Below are 18,418 nucleotides of genomic sequence, written 5' to 3'. Positions count from 1 at the left end.
GTAATTTCGAGCTTAAGCTGGCCGGGTTGAAGTTGGAAATGCTCTAACCAATAACTAACCTTGCTTACAAAATCCGCCTGACGTAACTGACGCACGCTGATATTAGCCGACAGAGTTAAATGCGTAAGCGAAGGCTGGTTTTTCCATTCACTTAATCGGCGACAGGTTTGCTCCAATACCCAGTCGCCGATTTCGATAATCAAACCACTGTCTTCAGCAATCGGAATAAATTGTGCCGGCGAAATCAAACCTTGTTGGGGATGACGCCAACGAATCAAGACTTCCGCCCCACTGATTTGATTTTGTTCATTAAGTTGCGGCTGATAATAAAGTTCAAGCTGTTTGTGCTCAATCGCATAACGCAAATCGTCTTCTAACTTTAAGCGATGTTCTAAAGCTTCTTGCATCTCAGGGTCGAACAAACGGATGGTATTACGCCCCGCATGCTTGGCTTGATACATCGCACTGTCGGCATTTTTTAATAATTCATCCAAACTGATTTGATGACCTCGGAATAAAGCCACCCCAATACTCGGACTGCTAAAGTGTTCATAACCATTTAAGTAATAAGGTCTGTTTAAACAATCACGAATACCTTCGGCTAGATGTTCCATTTCCAAGGAGGCTTTTTGCTCATCTCGGCTTAACTCTTCATACAAAATCACAAATTCATCGCCACCCAAACGCGCAATAGTGTCAGATTCACGCGACTGTTTACTCAAGCGTGCCGCCACTTCCAATAACAGCATATCGCCGACATCGTGACCCTTGGTATCGTTGAGGGTTTTAAAATTGTCCAAATCAATAAACAACAGCGCACCATAATGGCGTGTACGCGCACTGATTGCTTGGGCGTGTTCAATGCGCTCTACCAGTAATCGGCGGTTTGGCAACTCGGTGAGTGGATCATAAAAGGCGAGTTTTCGAATTTGCTCTTCATCTTCTTTGCGCTGAGTAATATCCAAAAACGCCCCCACATAATGGGTCACGCGATTTTTTTGATCATATACCGCGGTAATGGTGAGCCATTCGGCATAGAGTTCGCCATCTTTACGTCGGTTCCAAATCTCGCCTTTCCAACTGCCATTGGTCTTGAGGCTTTGCCACATTTTTTGATAAAACTCTTTGGTTTGACGCCCCGAACTTAAAATCGCTGGTGTTTGCCCTATTACCTCGTGAGGTTGATAACCTGTCAGACGAGAAAAGGCTTTATTCACTTTAAGAATTTTGCCTTGTGGGCTGGTGATGGTAATGCCTTCTTGCACATCAAACGCGGTCGCCGCTATGCGTAACTCTTCGCGGTTGCGTAACACGGAAAATAAGGTCCAGCCCAACAGAATAATTAAAATCGTGGTCACCGAAACATTATTCACCAAATCCTGATTCAATCCGTCCAACAAAGGCGCGGGCGATAAGGCAACCAAATAAGCCGCGTTATGCCCCTCTATATCGTTAATCGCCAAAAAGCTTGCCACCTGATAGTGACCATTTAAACGAAAGGGTAAGGCAAAACTCTGCCCCAGCTCCATGTTGCGCAACACTTGCGTATCGGTGCGTAAGGCTTCACCCGCTTGATGGGCATAATCGGTCAAATCGGTAGAGGCATTAGGTAACTTTTGCTCTGGATTTTCTTGCAACCAGGCCTGGTTAAATAAACTCGGCACATAATAGGATTTGTAGCCCTCAAATACCGCCGCTTGCACGCGCCAATTGAGCACTAACGCATATTCACGCGAACTATCCAGCATGGCAATGTCTTTGCGCAAGGTTTCAAAAGCGTTACTGAACTCGACAGAGCCTAGATGCTGACCTTGATAAATAATCGGATAAATACTGCGAAAGCCCGGTAAAACCCGTCCTAGTTCAAAACCAGAAGTTGGCTTTAAATGGGTGTTAGATAAACGGAAAGATTCACGCAAACTGGTTAAATCATCACCATATTCAAGCGGCGAGTGCATACGCAATAAACTCACATTGCTGGGTAGAGTAAATTGGAATTGATGCACCCCTTGCTGCGCAAGCTGATCGTAAACCGGTTTTAATTGTTTAAAAAGTGCCGAACGAGCTTGATCTCGTTTGGCTGGAATTTGTGCTTTTTTTAAGAGCTCTAGAATCGCCGGTTGCATAATATAAGTTTGAAAATAGGCGTCCTTGCCGCGTTGCTGCAACTGCTGAACTGCGCGCCAAGTCACATTTAAGTCGGCAATTTGGCGTTGAGTGTAATTGCGCTGTTCAACGTCGACACGATAGGTGAAATAATACACACCCAATCCCCAGACGGTGATCAACAATAACCCTATTAAAATGGCTAAACGTTTAGTCGACACGCTTTCTCCCATTCGCCAGCATTTCGCTCCCTCTATGCAATTTAAACTCCACCTGTATTTACACCAAAAATTTTAAATTTATTATACAGTCCAATGATTGTAAAAAAATGGATTATAGCCCAGCCCTCGCAACCAAAAATTTGACCTGCCACTTATGCCGCCATTAAGATAAAAAACCATCTCACTTCTTATTTAAAGGCAAGTTTATGTATAACCAAGCCAGAACCGGTCTGCTCAAAGGCATGAACCCTCTTTTAACCATTTCATCCATTGTGATGATTGGTCTGGCTTTGGGGCTGGTTGGCTTTTATACCCAGCAAAGCGCCCATGTGATTTATGGCTTGCGCGATATCTTAAACCCGTTTTTAGAATGGTATTACGTTGCGTTGGTGGCGTTTATGTTGTTTTTTATGATTTGGTTGGGCGTGGGGCGCTTTAAAAATGTCCGGCTAGGTAATGATGACGAACAACCCGAGTTCAGCTTTTTTTCTTGGATCAGTATGTTATTTGCCGCCGGTACGGGTATCGGCATTTTGTTTTGGTCGGTGGCGCAACCGATTATGCAGTTTCAAATTAACCCCTTTATGGATCAAGGCTTAACCCCCGAAGCGGCGGTGATCGCAATGCGTTTGTCGTTTTTTCATTGGGGCATTAATGGTTGGGCCATTTTCTCATTTGTCGCCTTGGTGATGGCCTACTTTGCGTTTCGACACAATTTACCACTGACGGTTCGCTCCACCTTGTATCCACTGCTAGGCGATCGAGTACGTGGCCCGATTGGCGATATGATTGACTTATTAGCCGTTTTTGCCACCGTGTTTGGTATCGCCACCACTTTGGGCTTAGGTATCCAACAAATGAATGCCGGGCTAAATCAGGTATTTGGTCTGGTGGATTCTTTGCAACTGCAACTCACCGTTATCGCGGTAATTATGGGGATTGCCACCTTCTCGGTTTTATCAGGCGTTAATCGCGGTGTGCGATTATTGTCCGAACTTAACTTTTGGTTAAGTTTGATGGCGGTCATCTTTATGTTGTTATGGGGGCCAACCCAATATTTAATTGGACTGACGCTTGAAGCCACTGGCGATTATATTCAAAACCTGATTCGCATGACCTTCCACACAAATGTCACCCACGGTAGTAGTTGGCAAGCCGATTGGACTGTGTTTTTCTGGGGTTGGTGGTTAGCCTGGTCACCCTTTGTGGGGATGTTTATTGCCCGAATCTCTCGTGGCCGTAGCTTTCGAGAATTTGTGGCCGGTGTTTTGTTAGTGCCCACCGGTATCACGATTATATGGATCGGTTTGTTTGGTGGTACCGCGTTATATCAGGAATTATTCGGTCAAGGCGGCGTGATCGAGGCGGTGGATGAAAATGTTTCCACCGCCTTATTTGTGATGATCAATGGCATGGAGTTAGGCGCATTAACGCCTTGGGTGTCGGCGCTATTATTGTTATTAATTGGCACTTATTTAATTACCTCGGCCAATGCTGGCACCCTGGTGATCAATACCATTTTATCGGGCGGCGATATTAACCCACCGGTGATGCATCGTTTTATGTGGGGCGTATTTCTGGCGTTATTAACCGCGGTATTATTGGTTGCAGGTGGGTTGGCGATTTTGCAAGCGGCGGTCATCGCCGCGGCCATGCCATTTTCAATAATTGTGTTAGCGATGATTGCGAGTTTATTACAAGCTCTGAAACAAGAGAAGTTTGCCGCACGCACTGGCGGACGCAGTGTGTCACCGGCTGAACCTTGGATTATTGCTGAAACCGACCAGGATGACGAAAGCCTGTCACTAGAGAAAGTCAAAGCCGCCCATGAAAGGTTAGAAACACGCTCAGATGCCGACGAAACCAGCCTGGCTGACGAGAAAAAGCTCTAACACATATAAAAGCCGTGATTACTCAGGTGGGCAGGCCGAATCTTTATTTGGTTCGCGTTCAGCTCGCAGGCTCAGTAAATGTTGCTTACCCTTTGCACGCTGAGCCCGCACCACATCAAGCTTATTTTGTATATTTTCGCGTGTTTCGCTTAAAGACGCCTCGTCTAACTCGGCGATCAGCTCTTGTTCTTTTTGCTTTAATTGCTTCAGTATTTTGCGCAGAGATTTTAAATCTTTGCGCTGTTGTTGAAGATCTTCGTCAAAAAAAGCCATCAGCTTTTTAAGCATTTTCTTTAGTTTCATCGCCGTCTCCTTGCGTTTGACGCGAAATAAACAAGATAAAACTTACGAGCTTGCGCTAGCCAGCACCTAAGTGTTTTGCGCTTTTGCGAGTGATTCTATTTCCTGACTGTCGAGCGCGAGGGTTTGCGAACTGCGTAAATCCGGGTCCACCAACAAGGCTCGTGCGGCTTTAATTAAATTATTGGCCATGTCCATAACATAACCCTCATCGTTCATCACCGAGGTCGCAACTTGGGCTTGAATATGGTGACTACGAATCAATTCATCCAGGTTATCCATTAATTGCTGACTGGCCTTTTCTTGTGCCAGTGTAAGCGCATCTAAAGACAAGGAGGTGACATTTTCAGGGTTTTTCAAAATATCGCGCAACTCACGCAGCAGTTTCGCAACCTGCAAACGCATGGCGTCATACTGCTCACGCACCGCCAATTGACTCGACACACCATAACGTGACAAGTTTTTATGCATGTGCTTCATCGCCTTAGTGGCTTCGACAATACTGCGACTGGCTTGACGTAAAACATAAAGTTCTTCGGTGGCCTCGCGCGTGAGTTCGCGAGTTTGCGCTTCGCCAATAAAACCGACAATCGCACTATGCAAACTTTTGATTTTGTTTTCATAAGCGTCATCCAAATCCAGCGGCATAATACGGCGCGTGTATTTAACCGCATCAACCAATGGTTCTTCGGAGTCAATCACCGCACGCCGTAAACTAATGCCATGGGCTAATAACCCATAAGCATTATCAAACAAATGCTGCACCTCTTTACGCACCGCACTGACCGATGTTGAAGGGGTTTCCAGCGCATCCGGATACAAATACAAGGGTTGCTCTGACCCCTTGGGCACAAAGTTGATATACCGAATCAATGCGGCTTCTAACTTATATAAGAAAGGCCATAACAACATCACACCTAACAAGTTAAATAGAGTGTGGAATAACGCCAGTTTTAATAGATAGTTATCATCATTAATGCCCATCCAAGCCGCCATATGATCAACCAACCAAATAAACTGGTTAATAAAGCTAATCGCTACCAGCGCCGTAATCACATTAAAAGCAACGTGAGCGGCGGCTAAACGTTTGCCGCTTAGGTTAGCAGCCAGACCGCCCATTACAGTGGTAATGGTGGTGCCTAAATTTGCACCAATCGCTAAGGCCAAGGCGTTCTCATAACTCACTTGACCGGTAGCGAGGGCGGCAATAATCACTAACAAGGTGGCATGGCTGGACTGCATAATCACCGTCACCACCATGCCAATTAAGGTAAACAACAACACACCCACCAGGCCTGGTAATGCGTATTGCGCTAAGTTTACACCTGACTGAAACACCTCAAAGCCGGATTTCATGTAATGAATACCGAGGAATAAGAAGCCAATCCCTAACAACACATAACCTAAGCCTTTCAGGGTTTTATGTTTTTGCATGAATAGAATCACACCAAACACAATCGCCGGCATGGCATAAGCACCAATATCCACCTTTAGACCAAAGCCGGCAATCAGCCACGCGCCGGTGGTGGTGCCAATATTGGCGCCCATAATAATGCCGATACCCGCCGCCAAGGTGATCATTTCGGCGCTCACAAACGAGATTGTAATCAGCGATACTAACGAACTTGACTGCATCAAGGTGGTCGCGGTCATGCCAAACGTCACACTTTTCCACGACTGGCTGGTTGATAAGCGCAACAAACTTTCCAGTGTGCCGCCAGTAAAGGCTTTAAAGCCTTCTTCTAAACACACCATGCCAAACAAAAACAGCGCAATCCCAGCCGCGATTTCTTTAAAGTCTGGACTTAACCAAAAGCCATAAGCCAACAAAAGCAAAATAACTGGAAACAAAAAACGTTTTAGCATGGTGTGTTCTCAATAAAAGACGTCAAAAAACCAGCGTATCAGGCATTCGATACCAAGGCTTGGGCTAAACGATCGACCGCTGGATAGTCAATTTTACCCGTTCCAAGTAATGGAATATGATCCACCACCAAAATACTTTTTGGCATCGCCAGCTCACTTAAGCCGGCTTCGCGTATTGCTTGCATCACTTGTTGTTTGCTGAGTTCGGCTTCATCGGTCACCAGAGCCAAACGCTCGCCCTTGTGCGGGTCAGGCAAACGCACCGTAACCGCTTGTCCTTGATGACAATAAGGCGCAATCGCACTTTCAACCGCCGCTAAAGACACCATTTCGCCACCAATTTTGGCGAAACGTTTGGCGCGCCCTAGAATATACACAAACCCGCGTTCATCTATTTGCACAATATCACCGGTATCATGCCAACCATCGGTAGGCGGTACCAACACGCCCGGATTATCGGCCATAAAATAGCCCAGCATAATGTTTGGACCTTTCACCCATAAACGCTGACCTTCCACCAGGCCTGGTATGGGCTCTAAACGATATTCGACCCCTGGCACAAACTGGCCAACACTGCCATGCTGGCACATTTGCGGAATATTGACCGCCAACACAGGTGACGTTTCCGTCACCCCATAACCTTCAAAAATCGGTTTATGAAATTGATCGGCATACAAACGGCGTGTATCTGGTTTGAGTTTTTCTGCCCCCGCAACTAAGGCATCAATACTGTAAAAATCATACGCATCGGCTTGACGCGCATAACCGTTATAAAAGGTATCGGTAGCAAAAAACAAACGTGCATTGGTCTGATAAATTCGCTCGGGAATCACATGGTAATGTAATGGCGACGGATGTAATTCAACCCGTGCGCCTTTTAACAAGGGCCATAACAAACCAGCCGTTAAACCAAAACTATGAAAAGTCGGCAAGGCATTAAATACGCCATCGTTTGGTAATAAAGCAAACATCGCACTGATTTGTTCTACATTACTTATCAAGTTGTTATGCGATAACACCACCGCTTTGGGCGCGCCTTCTGAACCCGAAGTAAATAAAATCACTGCGGGTTTATGTGCATCCACCAGGCCTGGTAGTCTATGTTTAGAGCGCATTAGGGCACGTAATTTAGTGCCCAGTCCAATCTGCTCGCGAATGTCCTCTAAATACACCAGTTCAACTTGTTCGGCCAAAGACTCGGCTAAATCTTCTAGACCCGCCAGCTCAATAAATTTGCGCGAGGTTAATACTGTTTGCAATTGCGCGGTTTTACAAGCCGATTTTAACGCCTGTTCGCCTGCGCTAAAATTCAACAGGGCGGGCACTTTGCCATAAGCCTGCAAGGCAAAAAAGGTCGCCGCCATCCCCGCCACATTGGGTAACAATACGCCAATGTGCTTTTGTTGCTCGTAAGCTTCAGACAAAGCGAAGCCAAGCACTCGTCCGGCTAACACCAACTTACTTAAACTTAATTGATTGCCCTGCGCATCGGCAACGGAATAATGGGTTTTCGGATAGGTTTTTTGCGCCTCTAACAAAGCTTGCCACAGACTTTTAGGCTGATAAGACGCGCTAAACTGTGCATCTCGCATAATTTTATACAGAGTTTGTTTTAATAAGGCATGACGTTGGTGTGCCTTAAGCTCACTGGGAACGGATAAACTCTGTGCAGGTAAAATCGTGATGCGAATTTTGGGAAACCAACGCCGCCAAGTCCAGCGGACTCGGCCATCTAAATAGGATTGTTTACTGTATTGCGCGCCTTCAATCTGCACCGGTAAAATCGCGGCGTTGGTTTTACTGGCCACCAAGGCGGTGCCTTCATAAACCTTCATTAAACCACCGGTGGTGCTAATGCGACCTTCAGGGAAAATCATGCCTTGTTTACCGGCTTTAAGCGCCTGAATCATATGTTTAGCGGCGAGCGGGCTTTGCATATCAACTTCAATAAAGTCCGCCATTTTTAAAATCCAACGTTTCCAACCGCCGGTGTGGCTGGCATGAATCATAAAGTGGGTACGACCTGGAATAAATAAGTCGATCAATGGGCCATCTAACAGGGATTGATGGTTGGCGACAATTAACAACGGCTGGCGAGCTTGATCCACCGCATCATAATGCGCCAAACCGCGCACCTCAACCCGATACAAAAGTTTAAACAGCCATTTAAAAATCCACTTCATAAACCTGCCTTTTTTTATCTTGAATAGATTGGGCTTAGCCTAGCAAATTAATACGCTGTCGCCAGCGCTTTTCCCAAAAGGCAAACCCTAACATAATCACAATTAAGCCCGCACCCAGTTGCAACCAATCGCCGCCCAACATATAACCCGCCATAATCGCCAAGGCCGACAGCACCATAAACAAGGCATTCATCACATTATTGAGTGCAAACGCGCGAGCGCGTTGATTGTCTGGTACCTGACGCTGTAGCTGGGTATACAAAGGCACGCAATAAGCGCCGCCTAAAATGGCCAGCCATAACAAGTCAAACACCACCCGATTACCCGGCCATTGGCTAAGATATTCGCGCCAGTTGAGTAACTGCTCAGGCACACTCACCCCGCTGGTCGCCCATAACGCATCCGCCAAAGCCAATGCCATTAAAGCCAATAAATAAGGTTGGTAACGCAACTGAGTACGACCCCGCAAATGCCAGTTAATAATCCAGGCACCCAAACCAAACCCAAAAGCAAATAACGCCATAAACAGCACCGCGACCTGTTCATCGGCGTAAAGATAGTCTTTCACCCAAACCGGAAACTGGCTGAGCAAGGAGGCACCAATAAACCAGAAAAACGAAATCGACACTACAATAAAACCACGCCCATCCGCAAAGCCCTTAAACACCTCTTTATAAGGCGACCACCAAGCCTTTATACCCCCTTGCGGGGTGTGGTGGTTTACATTATCGCTTAACGGATGTGGATTTAAATCCACTTGGCGACTAGCGGCATAACCTATTAAAGCAAAACTAATCATTAAGCTGCTCACCCAAATCAAACCCTGCTCACCTAATATTAAAAACCCACCTAATAAGGTGCCGAGCAAAATTGCGGCAAAAGTCGAACCACTAAACCAAGCATTGGCTTGCATTAACTGATTTGAAACCACCTGCTCGGGCAAAATCGAATATTTAATTGGCCCAAAAAATGCCGACTGCACACCCAATAAAAACAATACCGCCAACATAAAACCAATATCGCCACTAAATAAAGCCAGCGAACCTAGTAACATAATCAAAACTTCGGCGAGTTTGATTTTGCGCATTAACCACACCTTATCCCAACGATCCGCCAACTGTCCGCCCCAAGGCGAAAACAAGAAAAACGGCAGAATAAACAAGCCGGCCGCCAAGGTAATGGTTAAGGCGGAATCCGAGTTTTTCATTAAGCGATAGGTAATCAAAATCACCAAGGCGTTTTTAAACAGGTTATCGTTAAACGCCCCCAAAAACTGCACCACAAACAAAGCGAAAAATTGTCGCTGACGAATTAAGTTAACAATATGCGTCATCACTGAATCCTTATAACTAACAAGCCCTAAGCTTTGGTGAGTGGCTCATAACTGATCGAAACCACATAATATATAGCCCGTTTATTTTCTGGTAATTCCACTGTCACCTCATCTTCCACCGATTTACCCAGCAGGGCTTTGGCCACTGGCGAAAATAGCGAAATATCGCCAGCGGTATGCCCCGCTTCCAGCCCGCCCACAATGCGATAAGTATGCAGCTCGCCCTCTTCGTCTTCCAAGGTCACCCAAGCACCAAAATAAATTTTTGACAGATCAGCGGGTCGATCACGCACTACTTTAATGTCTTTTAAATGGCGCTCCAAATAACGCAAACGTCGATCGGTTTCGCGTAACTCTTTCTTACGGTATATATACTCCGCATTCTCCGAACGATCACCTTCTGCGGCGGCATCCGCCAGCGCGCGCACAATTTCTGGGCGTTTCTTTTTCCACAAAAACACCATTTCCGAACTTAAGCGTTGATAACCTTCCGGCGTAATGTAACTCATAGCGATCCTTTTACAGGTTTGATGCGCTTAGTCTAGTAAAGCCCCCAATAGAAAGGAAGCAAAATTACAGTCTCTCCTCCGCAAAGACCTTACAAAACTTGTTAAAAAATAAGCAAATTTTAAGTAATTTATGATTTAATTCACTTAACACGCTAGAAGCAGGCCTGGTGGTTTTACTTAATCGGTTAACCCACCAGGCCTGCTGGCTCAGCCATAAAAGATTGATTAAATGAGGAAATACATGATGAAACGTAAACTTCTTGCTTTGGCGGTAACCGGTGCTTTATCCAGCAGTGCGATGGCGACCACCTTTCATAACCAAGGTTCGGTGCTGGGTTATGGTGATGCCGGTAACAACCACACGATTTTCGCCAACTTTAAAAACCCAGCCTTTTTAGGCGGCGACGACACCAACCGCGAAATCGGCTTAGGCGCGAGCGTGGGGATTGATGCGGAATATAAAGAAGTCGACGGCGTGGGTGATAACTTTGATACGTTGGATGCACGTATTGCTGAGATTGAAGCTAATTTCGCTGGAGATGTTGCTGCAGCTGAGGCTGATATTGAAGAAGCCTTAAATACCTTCTTTCAAAGCAATGAAAACTTAAATATCAATTTAAAAGCCAGCGGTTCGGTACCTTTGGTCGTACAAACCACCAATAACGGCGGTTTTATGTTGGCCGCTTCAGTTACAACCGGCACCAATGCAAAATTTTTACGCACTGGTGATGCAGATGTAACTGTTACACCTGTTGGACCAAGTGATTTCACATATAACTTAAACTCTGAAAGTGCAATGTTATTTAGTGCTTTCCAATTGGCCGAAGTTTCGTTGGCTTATTCAGCCGATTTAAATCGTTTCTTTAAGCCACAAAATGGTCAGGTGAATGCGGGCATCCGTTTAAAAGCCATGTCGGGTCAATTTAACCATTATGGTTTAGAGTTTGATAGCTTCTTAGACAATCAGAACGGGGAATTCGAAGATCGCGTAAGCGATGGTTTAGATGAAGTCACTACCTTTGAAAACACTGAATCTCAGTTTGGCGTGGACCTAGGTTTGCAGTACATCGCGAAAAACTATTTATTGGGTTTGAGCTTAGAAAATATCAACTCACCTAGCTTTAAATACAATATGGCGGATGCGGATACTCAAGCGTTTGCAACCGCGGGCTACTTAGAAGACGAAATTACCTTTGAACCCAAAGCACGTTTAGAAGCCGCAACCTACTCTAAAAACCGTCGTTGGACCTTGGCTGGTTTTTATGACTTAACCAAAACCATGGACATCACTGGTTTAGAAACCAAAAAGGCCGGTGTCGCCGTTTCTTATGCTTCAAACCGTTGGTTCTTGCCTGACTTGCGTGCGGGTTACACCAATGAGTCGGCTGGTAATGAAATGTCACGTATTCACGGTGGTTTAACCATCGGCCCAGTCAGCGTCGACGTCGCGGCAAACTCGTTCGACTTTGGCGAAGATGTAGACAACTCAATCGCCGCTAACGTTTCAGTTGAATTAACCTTCTAAATTTAACGTGAAGGTTAAAAACAAAAACCCGCTTCGGCGGGTTTTTTTATGGCCAACCCACCAGGCCTGGTGGGTTATTAATTAAGCCGCAATGCCCGAATGTCTTAACAAGGCGGCAATATCGGGTTCTCGTCCGCGGAAGGCTTTGAATAACACCATCGGATCAACCGAACCACCGGCGGCTAAAATGGTGTTTTTAAATTTGCGCCCGGTATCCACATCTAAAATGCCTTGTTCTTCAAACAAACTAAACGCATCCGCTGATAAGACTTCCGCCCATTTGTAGCTAAAGTAACCCGCTGCATAACCGCCAGCAAAAATATGGCTAAAGCTATTCGCAAACCGATTGTAGCTCGGCGGTTGAATCACCGAAACTTCGTCACGTACACGCTGAATCACCGCTTGCACCGGCTCAACGGCTTGCGGGTTGTATTCGGCATGCAGTAAAAAGTCGAATAAGGAAAACTCTAACTGACGCACCATCATCATCGCGGATTGGAAATGGCGACTTTGTTTGAGCGATTCAAATAAATCATCCGGTAACGGCTCGCCGCTATCGACATGGCCGGAGATTAAATCCAAACCTTCACGCTCCCAACAAAAGTTTTCCATAAATTGCGACGGTAATTCGACGGCATCCCAAGGCACACCGTTAATACCGGAAATGTCCATATGCTCCATTTCAGTCAACATATGATGCAAACCGTGACCAAATTCGTGGAATAAGGTCGTGACTTCATCATGGGTTAAACAAGCGGGTTTTGAGCCAATCGGTGGCGTAAAGTTGCAAATTAAATGCGCGACCGGCACTTGTAATTGGCCACTCGGGTGACGCCAGCGCGTTTGTACCGTGTCCATCCAAGCCCCGCCACGTTTGTTTTCTCGTGCATACAAATCTAAATAAAACCCGGCGACCAATTCGTCTTGCTCATTTCTTAATTCATAAAAACGCACATCCTCATGCCAAACCGAGGCCCCACTCACTTGCAGGGCTTTGACGCCAAACAGGCGTTCGACGATTTTAAACAAACCGCCTAAAGTTTGTTCGACCGGAAAATAAGGTTTTAACACCTCTTGTGACAGGCTTAAACGCTGTTGTTTGAGTTTGTCGCTGACATAAGTTATGTCCCAAGGTTGCAAGTCGGTTAAACCTAATTGGCTGTTAGCATATTCACGCAAATGGGTTAAGTCTTGCTGGGCTTGAGGCTTGGCTTGGCGTGCTAAATCGCGCAAAAAGCCAATCACTTGATCGGTAGATTCCACCATTTTCGTCGCCAATGAACGCTCGGCATAATTGTTAAAGCCCAGCAATAACGCCAATTGGTGACGGAGTTGACGAATCTCATCGATATTGGCGCTGTTATCGAATTCGGTATTGTCGGCTTGATCGGATGCCCGCGTCGAAAACGCGCGATAAACCTGTTCACGTAATTCGCGATTATCGGCATAAGTCATCACCGCCAAGTAACTGGGAAAATCCAAGGTCACACGCCAACCATCGAGCTGTTTTTGTTGGGCGTATTGTTGCAATAAACCCAGCGCCGATTCAGGCAAACCGGCTAACTCATTTGCATCGATGATGTGTTTTGACCAGGCCTGGGTGGCTTTTAAAACCTGGTTGCCAAATTGGCTAGAAAGCTGGGATAAACGCTGGCTGATTTGTTTATATTCCGCTTGTTGCGCGGGCGCAAGCGCGATGCCGGACAAACGAAAATCACGCAACGCATTATCCACCACTTTTTTCTGCGCAATATTTAAGTTTGCATAAGCGGAACTTTTCGCCAGCGCTTCAAAACGCGCAAACAGCGCTTGGTTTTGGCCAACTTCGGTATGGTATTCGGTAACTTTTTGCAAACATGCATCGTAGGCCGCGTGCCAATCATCGGCATTGCGCACCGAGTCCAAATGCCCAATCGGCTCCCAAATGGATTCAAAACCATGCTCAACTTGCTCCATGGGCTCAAGCAGATTTTGCCAACTGGGGGCTTCATCACAGGCAACAATTTGCGCCAATTGTTGACGACTGTCAGCCAATAGCTGATCGACTTTGGCTTCGATTTGATCGGCTTTTAGGGCGTTAAAATCGGGTAACACATCCACTAGGCGACTGGTTTGCATAAGATTCCTTTTATTCTTTAGATCCACATTCATTGCACAAGATTATAACGCATGTCGCCTGAACCACCAGGCCTGGTACTTGACTGAAATAAGAGGTAAATTCGCACTCTGCTGTTAAAACGAGTAGAATGCGCGCTCACCTTTGATTTAACAGGAAATAATGCTTTGATCTCTACCGCGAATATCACCATGCAATTCGGCGAAAAGCCGCTATTTGAAAACATCTCGATTAAATTTGGCGGCGGTAACCGCTATGGCTTAATTGGCGCAAATGGCTGCGGTAAGTCCACCTTTATGAAGATTTTAGGCGGCGATTTGGAGCCTAGCGCGGGTCAAGTGATGCTCGATCCCAACGAACGTTTGGGTAAGTTGCGTCAGGATCAATTTGCTTACGAAAGCTTTAGCGTGATTGATACCGTGATCATGGGCCACAGCGAACTTTGGGAAGTAAAAAAAGAGCGTGATCGCATTTATAGCTTGGCGGAAATGTCAGAAGAAGACGGCCTAAAAGTCGCCGAGCTCGAAGTCGAGTTCGGTGAGATGGACGGCTACACCGCCGATGCCCGTGCAGGTGAATTGTTGTTAGGGTTAGAGATTCCAGTAGAGATGCATTACGGCCCTATGTCGGAAGTCGCCCCCGGCTGGAAACTACGCGTGTTATTAGCGCAAGCTTTATTCTCTAATCCAGATATTTTGTTATTAGACGAACCCACCAACAACTTGGATATCAACACGATTCGTTGGTTGGAAAACATTTTAAACTCACGCAACAGCACCATGGTTATTATTTCGCACGACCGCCACTTTTTAAACAGCGTGTGTACCCACATGGCCGATTTAGATTATGGCGAACTGCGCGTTTATCCGGGCAATTATGACGACTATATGATGGCCTCAACCCAAGCACGCGAGCAACTCTTAGCCGACAATGCGAAGAAAAAAGCCCAAATTGCCGAGCTTAAAACCTTTGTCAGCCGTTTCTCGGCCAACGCATCGAAAGCTAAACAAGCCACTTCGCGTGCCAAACAAATCGACAAAATTGAACTGGCAGAAGTCAAACCCTCTAGCCGTATGAACCCGTTTATTCGTTTTGAGCAGGACAAAAAGCTGTTCCGTTTGGCGGTCGAATGCGACAACATCAGCAAAACCTTTGATACCACACCGGTGTTAAACCGTTTCAGTGGCATGGTCGAAGCCGGGGAAAAAATCGCGATTATCGGCCCAAACGGCATTGGTAAAACCACGCTATTACGTGCTTTAGTGGGCGATATCGAACTTGATTCAGGCAAGGTGAAATGGGCGGAAAATGCCAGCATTGGCTATTACGCACAGGATCACGCCCACGAATTTGCGCTTGATATGACTCTATTTGATTGGATGAGCCAGTGGAAACAACCCACCGATGACGAACAAGCGATTCGCGCGATTTTAGGGCGTCTATTGTTTTCGCAAAAAGACATCGATAAATCCGTCAAGGTGTTATCGGGCGGTGAAAAGGGTCGCATGATGTTTGGTAAATTAATGCTCGAAAAACCCAACGTCTTGTTAATGGATGAACCCACCAACCATATGGATATGGAATCGATAGAATCCTTAAACCAAGCTTTGGTGGATTATCCCGGCACCGTCATTGTGGTCAGCCATGACCGTGAATTTGTATCCTCACTCGCGCAACGTTTGTGGGTAATGTCAGCAGAAGGTATTGAAGACTTTAACGACAACTATGATGCCTATTTAAGCCATAAAGGTTTCATCTAAAACGCTCAATCCGGCGCGAAATGTGTCGGATTTTTGCGCCAAACCTGCCCTGAAAATTTAATTTTATAATTATTTTTACTTTGTTTTTAGCACTTACTCACCTGACAAAATTTCAAGTTCGTAATTATTCTGACTCGTCAAGCTCTTGAAAGCCTTCAACTTATTGACCACCAGGCCTGGTGATCTAAAATTATTTCGCATCAACTTTTTATACATCTGCATTGGGTTATAACGGTTTTTTATTAGCAGACCGGGTTTTGCTTGTCTATACTGCACATCTTATTCGAATTTGAAACGCATCTAATGAAACCCACTAGCATTAAAAAACTGATTTTAATGGGCGCGTTGGTCGCCTCGCTTGCCTTGTTTGCGCTCTCCTATATTGTGGCCTCAAATATCTTTGAGCGTGTACTCACACAAAACGCACAAAAAGGGGCGATTACTTTATCGCAACTCACCTTCGACAAAATGTACGAGGTCATGAGCCAGGGCTGGAGCCGCGATCAACTCAATCAGTTTCTAGAAGAAACCCAGCAAGCTTATCAACGCTCGGATATTGAAATCGACATTTACCGCAGTGAACTGGTGTCGAGCTTATATGGCGAACTCAAACAAGATATGAGTCCAGACGTTAAACAATGGATTAGTCCCGTGTTTCGAACTGGCGAAGCCGCGGTGCATGCCAAAGGCGATGTACGTTTAAGCTTATTGCCATTACAAGCTGAAGCGCGCTGTTTAAGCTGTCACGCCAATGCACAAGAAGGCGAAGTGCTAGGGATCATGCATATCTCACAAGATTTGGGCTCCGAAATTACCGAAGCTAAAACTCAGTTTTTCTGGTTTTTCTTAATGCTATTGCCCTTACCTTTAATCATGGCCTATTTCATTGGCTTAAAACTGACTTCGGTTTTAAATAAAGCCATTTCGACGCTCAACAATCAAGTACAACGTATCCAAAAGGTTCGTGACCTGAAAGACATTGAGCCGAATGCGCTTTTTTCGGAGTACAGCGAATTCCAACAACTCGGTGAACAGTTTCAAAGCCTCGCTGAAAAACTACAAACTGTGGCGGTAGACCGCGATATTTTGGAGTTTGAAATTCAATTGTTAGATAAATTTATTATTACCTCCGAAGTGGTAAAGGATTGGAAGGAGCACATTAATCATCTGATTATTGAGATGACCAAAATTCTGCCGATGTACGCCTTATTTGTCGTATTCCGTACCGATGACGAAGAACGTTTTGCAATGGAAATATTTTGGGCGGGGGTGCCCACCGACTCAATGAAAAAAATGTTTGAAGAGTCGGCCTGTGATCAAATCAAAAACCACCCGATTCTGCGCCACGACCCGACCATTGATATTCATCACTCGATTGCCGATGAAAGCCGTTCGTTGCGCGAAAACACGCTCAAAATTGAATTGCAAACCAAAAGTTTAATGCTCGACACACCTAAAATTGGCGGCGTAGTAGGGATTGGCGTGCAATCCTTAGTCGGCCAAGACCTAACCCGTGCGATGGTAATTGAAAGTATTTTGACCACCTTGATTAACGTGGTGGGATCGATCAAAGCGATTAACAAATACACCCACGACTTGGAATATTACGCCACCCGCGATCCGCTCACCAACCTGTTTAATCAGCGCGTATTTAACGAAATGCTTGAATACGAACAAGGCCGCGCCAATCGAAAACATTACGATTTTTCGTTAATGGTGCTGGACTTTGATAACTTTAAAAACATTAACGATCGATTTGGCCATGCGTTTGGCGATGTCATGCTGCAGACTTTTGCGACCCAGGTGCACGATATTTTACGCCCCGGTGATGTATTTGGGCGTTATGGTGGTGACGAGTTTGTTGTATTACTGCCAGAAACCAACCTAAACCAAGCTTATGATGTGGCGCAACGCGTGCTGGACCAGATCCATAAAATAGAAGAAACTGCCTACAACAATCAACGCGTGCATGTGGCCTGCTCAATTGGTTTGGCGAGTTATCCAGAACATGCCGACTCAACCAAAGAGCTGTTTGTGGTGGCCGACAATATGATGTACAAAAGCAAGCATACCGGTAAAGATCAAATTTCGATTCCAACCGATGATGAACTGCATGACTTGTATCACCGCAATACTGAAAAAACCTCGTTCTTGTTAGATGTGCTCGCAAACGAATCGTCGATCGAAGCCCATTTTCAACCCATTTTAAGCCTTGCAAACGATCAACCTGAAGTGGGCGTGCATGAGTTGCTTATGCGCATTCGCCACAAGGGACGCTTGGTGACCGCGAATGAATTTATTGACGTCGCTGAAAACATGGGGATTGTGCATAAACTCGATTATATTTTGATCAAACAAGCCTTTAAGAAAATGCGCGATACTAACTATAAAGGTTTGCTGTTTATCAACTTATCGCCCAAGGCGATGATTCTGAATGAATTTATTAATCAAGTTAAAACCCTAGCGCAAGAGTTTGAGATTTCACCAAACTGCGTGGTGTTTGAACTAACCGAGCGCGAAACCGTGCGCAACATCAGTTTGCTGGAAAAATTTGTGCGTGATCTTAAGTTTGAAGGCTTCCGCTTTGCGATTGATGATTTTGGTTCG

Annotated in this window: 12 protein-coding genes; 4 read left to right on the top strand and 8 right to left on the bottom strand. The window is 45.6% G+C overall.

From position 1 onward, the window contains the following. Nucleotides 1–2,327 (bottom strand): bifunctional diguanylate cyclase/phosphodiesterase (locus VIM91_RS03460; protein WP_331863429.1); only part of this gene is annotated, 2,327 nt, incomplete at its 3' end. Nucleotides 2,328–2,533: 206 nt separating this feature from the next. Here VIM91_RS03460 and VIM91_RS03455 point away from each other — a divergent pair. Beyond that, nucleotides 2,534–4,219 carry a BCCT family transporter gene (locus tag VIM91_RS03455; protein WP_331863428.1) on the top strand — a complete coding sequence of 562 codons (1,686 nt, stop codon included), beginning with the start codon at nt 2,534–2,536 and terminating at the stop codon, nt 4,217–4,219. Nucleotides 4,220–4,237: 18 nt separating this feature from the next. Here VIM91_RS03455 and VIM91_RS03450 read toward each other — a convergent pair whose 3' ends face one another. From VIM91_RS03450 to greB, 5 genes are all read right to left on the bottom strand, one after another. Further along, nucleotides 4,238–4,522: a hypothetical protein gene (locus VIM91_RS03450; protein ID WP_331863427.1), complete on the bottom strand. Its 285-nt coding sequence runs from the start codon at nt 4,520–4,522 to the stop codon at nt 4,238–4,240. A gap of 66 nt (nt 4,523–4,588) precedes the next feature. Beyond that, entirely contained in the window at nt 4,589–6,385 is a 1,797-nt protein-coding gene (locus VIM91_RS03445; RefSeq protein WP_331863426.1) for a Na/Pi symporter, read from the bottom strand. Nucleotides 6,386–6,423: 38 nt separating this feature from the next. Then, a complete protein-coding gene (locus VIM91_RS03440) occupies nt 6,424–8,568 on the bottom strand; it encodes an AMP-binding protein (protein WP_331863425.1) in 2,145 nt (714 codons plus the stop codon). A gap of 34 nt (nt 8,569–8,602) precedes the next feature. Further along, the gene (locus tag VIM91_RS03435; protein WP_331863424.1) at nt 8,603–9,901 is read right to left on the bottom strand and encodes an MFS transporter; all 1,299 of its coding nucleotides are present in this window, start codon (nt 9,899–9,901) and stop codon (nt 8,603–8,605) included. Between the two features lie 26 nt (nt 9,902–9,927). After that, nucleotides 9,928–10,410 (bottom strand): transcription elongation factor GreB, encoded by a 483-nt coding sequence (gene greB / locus VIM91_RS03430; RefSeq protein WP_331863423.1) that lies wholly within the window; start codon nt 10,408–10,410, stop codon nt 9,928–9,930. 241 nt (nt 10,411–10,651) lie between these two features. Here greB and traF point away from each other — a divergent pair, with 241 nt between their 5' ends. Next, on the top strand, nt 10,652–11,935 hold the full coding sequence (gene traF, locus VIM91_RS03425; protein ID WP_331863422.1) for a conjugal transfer protein TraF: 1,284 nt from the start codon (nt 10,652–10,654) through the stop codon (nt 11,933–11,935). 81 nt (nt 11,936–12,016) lie between these two features. Here the strand turns inward: traF and VIM91_RS03420 are convergent, their stop codons facing one another. Beyond that, nucleotides 12,017–14,053: a M3 family metallopeptidase gene (locus VIM91_RS03420; RefSeq protein WP_331863421.1), complete on the bottom strand. Its 2,037-nt coding sequence runs from the start codon at nt 14,051–14,053 to the stop codon at nt 12,017–12,019. A gap of 165 nt (nt 14,054–14,218) precedes the next feature. Between VIM91_RS03420 and VIM91_RS03415 the strand changes: the two genes are divergently transcribed. Next, entirely contained in the window at nt 14,219–15,811 is a 1,593-nt protein-coding gene (locus VIM91_RS03415) for an ABC-F family ATPase (RefSeq protein WP_331863420.1), read from the top strand. Nucleotides 15,812–15,904: 93 nt separating this feature from the next. On the opposite strand, the gene VIM91_RS03410 is transcribed toward VIM91_RS03415, so the two are convergent. Next, a complete protein-coding gene (locus tag VIM91_RS03410; protein WP_331863419.1) occupies nt 15,905–16,087 on the bottom strand; it encodes a hypothetical protein in 183 nt (60 codons plus the stop codon). A 27-nt stretch (nt 16,088–16,114) separates the two neighbouring features. On the opposite strand from VIM91_RS03410, the gene VIM91_RS03405 reads away from it, so the two are divergent. Beyond that, the coding region (locus VIM91_RS03405; RefSeq protein WP_331863418.1) for a diguanylate cyclase at nt 16,115–18,418 on the top strand (2,304 nt) is incomplete at its 3' end.

It is taken from the genome of Thiomicrospira sp. (assembly GCF_036568485.1).
Classification (GTDB): Bacteria; Pseudomonadota; Gammaproteobacteria; order Thiomicrospirales; family Thiomicrospiraceae; genus Thiomicrospira.
The sequence above is the reverse complement of the archived record's forward strand: the minus strand, read 5'-3'. Positions and strand labels throughout refer to the sequence as shown.